This is a genomic window from Streptomyces sp. NPDC054887 (genome assembly GCF_053610585.1).
On record NZ_JBSGYQ010000134.1, the window covers coordinates 1 to 4,153 of the forward strand.

The following is a 4,153-nucleotide window of genomic DNA, read 5'->3' on the forward strand; positions in this document are numbered from 1 at the left end:
CGGCGGCGCCGGTCCCCCGGGCCCGGCGCCGCCTTCGCGTCTCAGCCCTGGTTAAGCGGGTGAGGGGATCACCCGGGGGCCGTTAGGATTTCGCCCATGGCGGCCACTGGATCCGAGAAGCAGGGGACGAACGAAGGCGCGAAGGCCTTCTACGTATCGACCCCCATTTACTACGTCAACGACGCTCCTCACCTGGGCCACGCCTACACGACCGTTGCAGGGGACGTGCTCACGCGCTGGCACCGTCAGCGCGGCGAGAAGGTGTGGTACCTCACCGGCACGGACGAGCACGGTCAGAAGATCATGCGCACTGCCGAGGCGAACGGGGTCTCGCCCCAGGAGTGGTGCGACAAGCTCGTCGAGGAGGCGTGGAAGCCCCTCTGGGAGCACCTGAACATCGCGAACGACGACTTCATCCGCACGACGGAGAAGCGCCACACGGACCGCGTCCAGGAGTTCGTGCAGGACCTGTACGACAAGGGCGAGATCTACAAGGGCGGCTACGAGGGCCCGTACTGCGTCGGCTGCGAGGAGTACAAGCTCCCCGGTGATCTCATCGAGGCCGAGGACGGCACGAAGCTGTGCCCGGTCCACAAGAAGCCGGTGGAGATCCTCAAGGAGGAGAACTACTTCTTCAAGCTGAGCGAGTACGGCCCCAGGCTCATCGAGTTCTACGAGGCGAACCCCGGCTTCATCCAGCCGGAGTCGGCCCGCAACGAGGTCGTGAACTTCGTCAAGCAGGGACTCGAAGACCTCTCGATCTCGCGCTCGACGTTCGACTGGGGCGTTCCGGTCCCCTGGGACGACAAGCACGTCATCTACGTGTGGATCGACGCGCTCCTGAACTACGCGACGGCCGTCGGCTACGGCTCCGACCAGGCCAAGTTCGACGAGACGTTCCCGGCGAACGTGCACCTCATCGGCAAGGACATCCTGCGCTTCCACGCGATCATCTGGCCCGCGATGCTGATGGCGCAGGGCCTGCCGGTGCCGGGCCGGGTCGCCGCGAACGGCTGGCTGATGGTCGGCGGCGAGAAGATGTCGAAGTCGAACCTGACGGGCATCAAGCCGCAGGACCTGACCTCGCACTTCGGCGTGGACGCGTACCGCTGGTACTTCCTGCGCGCCATCGCGTTCGGCCAGGACGGCTCGTTCTCGTGGGAGGACTTCACCGCCCGCTACACGAGCGAGCTCGCGAACGACTACGGCAACCTCGCCTCCCGCGTGGCCGCGATGGTCGGCAAGTACTTCGGCGGCGCGCTGCCGGAGGCCACGGCCGCCGGTGACGCCGAGCGGGCCGTCCAGGAGGGCCTGGCGAAGGCGGTCGCGGAGGCCGACCGGAAGATCGGCGAGGAGCTGGACTTCCAGGGCGGCATCCTGGCGATCTTCGACTTCGTGAAGCAGGTCAACGGCTACATCACGGAGCAGGAGCCGTGGAAGGTGGCCAAGGACGAGTCGCCGGAGGGCAGGGCCCGCCTCGCGACGATCCTCTACACGGCGGCCGAGTCGCTGCGCGCGATGGCCGTCCTGCTGAACCCGGTCATGCCCGAGACGTCGCAGAAGCTGTGGGACTCCCTGGGCGCGGAGGCGCCGCTGGGCGCCCTGGCCGATCAGCCGCTCCTGGAGGCCGCCGACTGGGGCCGGCTGCCGGCGGGGGCGACGGTCACCAAGGGCGCGGTGCTGTTCCCGCGCCTGGAGGACCCGAAGAAGGCGTAGGCGCGGCCTGCCCACGGCGGTGCCGGTCCCGGGAGACTTCCGGGCCGGCACCGCCGTGTTTTTCGCTCGTACATCCGGGCGTAGTGCTCCGTTGTGCATCATATGAACGGGCATATGCCGCAACTGCGGTGATTATTGTCACCGCGCGTTGCGGCGACCACCGTGCACGGCATACCGTCAGCCGCCGAGCCTCCTCGTCGCTGTCCCCCCATACGCGCGCGCGAGGAACGGCACCCCCCCAGAACGGCTTCCCGGCCGATCGCCCCTCCCCGCCAGGAGTTCATTCACCGTGCTCGCCGCCGGACTCATATCCCGCCGCGCAAAGCAGCTGGCCGCACTGCTCACGCTGTTCGCCGCGTTCACCGCTCAGCTCGTCGGCGCCCTGCTGGCCCAGGTGCCGGTGTTCGTCGCCGGCGCGGCCGTAGGCCTCGCCCTCGACCTGTTCCTGCGGTACCGGCAGCCCCGACTGCTCGCGATGCTGAGCAGGGTGCGCTTCGACGTCACCGTCCGGCAGCTGCTGCGCGACATGATCATCCTGCTCGGACTGCTGCGTGTGGAGGACGTCCACCCGCTGCGCGAGCAGGCCCCGCTGACCGTCGCGCTGCTCCTGGTCTACGCCCTGCACTTCCTCTGCCAGGCGATCGCCGTGCTGGTCCGCCGCAGCCGCACGCTGCCGGTCGTCACGCGCAACATCGACGCCTCGCCGCTGAAGCTGTGCGCCGCTCCCCCGCGCATCCTGGCCCGCCGCCCCGGGCACCGCCTGCTGGCCTTCTCGGTGCCCGCCACCACGGGTCTGCTGGTCACCGCCGTGACCGGGAACGCGTACCCCGGCGCCGTGGGCACCGGTGTCTCCGTCCTGCTGATGGCGGGCGGCGTCGCCCGCCTGGTCATGTGGCTGCTGCCGGGCAAGCGTCCGGCGACCGCCGAGCAGACGCTGGAGTGGCTGGACACCTGGCTCGCGGAGTACCGGCCGACCGTGGCGATGTACTTCTCCGGCGGCACCTCGTCGGCGTACCAGGCGAACATGTGGCTCTCCACGCTCTCCGAGCTGGACGGCAAGCCGCTGATCGTGCTGCGTGAGCGGTTCATGGTGCAGAAGATCCAGGCGACCGACGTGCCCATCCTGTGCATCCCCCGGGTCGCGCACATGTTCGCGCTGGAGAACTCGACGCTGAAGATGATGCTGCACCCGGCGAACTCCGGTAAGACCTCGCAGGTCCTGCGCATCCCGTCGATCAAGCACGCCTTCACCAACCACGGCGAGAGCGACAAGCTGTCGAGCTGCAACCCGTACGCCAAGGCGTACGACGAGGTGTGGGTCGCGGGACCGGCGGCCCGCGAGCGCTACCGGCAGGCGGAGATCGGCGTCGACGACAAGGACGTCGTGGAGGTGGGCCGCCCGCAGCTGGCCCCGATCCAGCCCTGGGCGGGCGCGCCGAAGGGCACGTACACCACGGTGCTGTACGCCCCCACCTGGGAGGGCTGGGACGGCAACCCGGGCAACACCTCGGTCGTCCTGGCCGGTGAGAACCTGGTCCGCGCGCTCCTCGAGGACGAGGGCGTACGGCTGCTCTACAAGCCGCACCCGATGACGGGCTCCGTCGAGCCCGAGGCCGGCGCGGCGGACCGCCGCATCCGCGCCATGATCACCGAGGCCGCCGCCCGGCGCTCCGGCCCCCGGCCCGGCCTGGAGGCCATGGCCGAGCTCGCCCGCCGCAAGGACGAGCTCGACCGGCTCACGAGCACCGACTTCCGCCCCGGCGCGGACGAGCTGGAGCGGATGATGCTCCAGAGCACGCCCGAGGAGGGCCGCGCGGCGCTCGTCGCGGAGGCGACCGAGGCGTGGGAGGAGGCGTACTGGGCGTCGTTCCCCGAGTGGGAGCACCAGATCGTCGTCACGCCGCGGCTGGGCATCTACAGCTGCTTCAACCAGGCGGACCTGCTGATCAGTGACGTGTCGAGCGTCGTCTCGGACTACCTGTACAGCGAGAAGCCGTACGCCGTGGCCAACACCAGCGGCATGACGGAGGAGGAGTTCCGCGCGGCGTTCCCGACCGTGCGCGCCGCCGCCGTCCTCGCCCCGGACGCGTCGGGTGTGCCCGAGCTCCTGGAGGCCGTGCGCAACCCGGAGAAGGACCGTTACCAGGCGGCCCGCGCGGAGCTGAAGGCCCACCTGCTCGGCCCGTCCGACCCGCCCTCCCTGGTCCGTTTCAACGCGGCGGCCGTCGCGCTGTGCGCGCAGGCCGACGAGCGCCGCGCGCTGATGACGGCCCACCTCACCGAGGGCATCCCGGCCCAGCGCGGCCCCGGCTCCCCGGCCGGCCCGCAGGAGGCGGAGCCGGGCACGGAGGACTCGCAGGAGCCGGTCACGGCTTAGGGCGGCCGGTGACCGCCCGCCGCGGGGCGGGCGGTCACCCCCCCCGCGGCCCCGCGGCGC

Annotated in this window: 2 protein-coding genes; both read left to right on the forward strand. The window is 70.5% G+C overall.

Annotation, left to right across the window (positions count from 1 at the left end; translation table 11 throughout):
• Window positions 1-96: 96 nt before the first annotated feature.
• Complete coding sequence (metG, locus tag ACWGH0_RS34530) at window positions 97-1,716, forward strand: methionine--tRNA ligase (RefSeq protein ID WP_453408227.1); 1,620 nt, start codon at window positions 97-99, stop codon at window positions 1,714-1,716.
• Between the two features lie 289 nt (window positions 1,717-2,005).
• The gene (locus ACWGH0_RS34535) at window positions 2,006-4,093 is read left to right on the forward strand and encodes a hypothetical protein (RefSeq protein ID WP_453408228.1); all 2,088 of its coding nucleotides are present in this window, start codon (window positions 2,006-2,008) and stop codon (window positions 4,091-4,093) included.
• The last annotated feature ends 60 nt before the right edge of the window (window positions 4,094-4,153 follow it).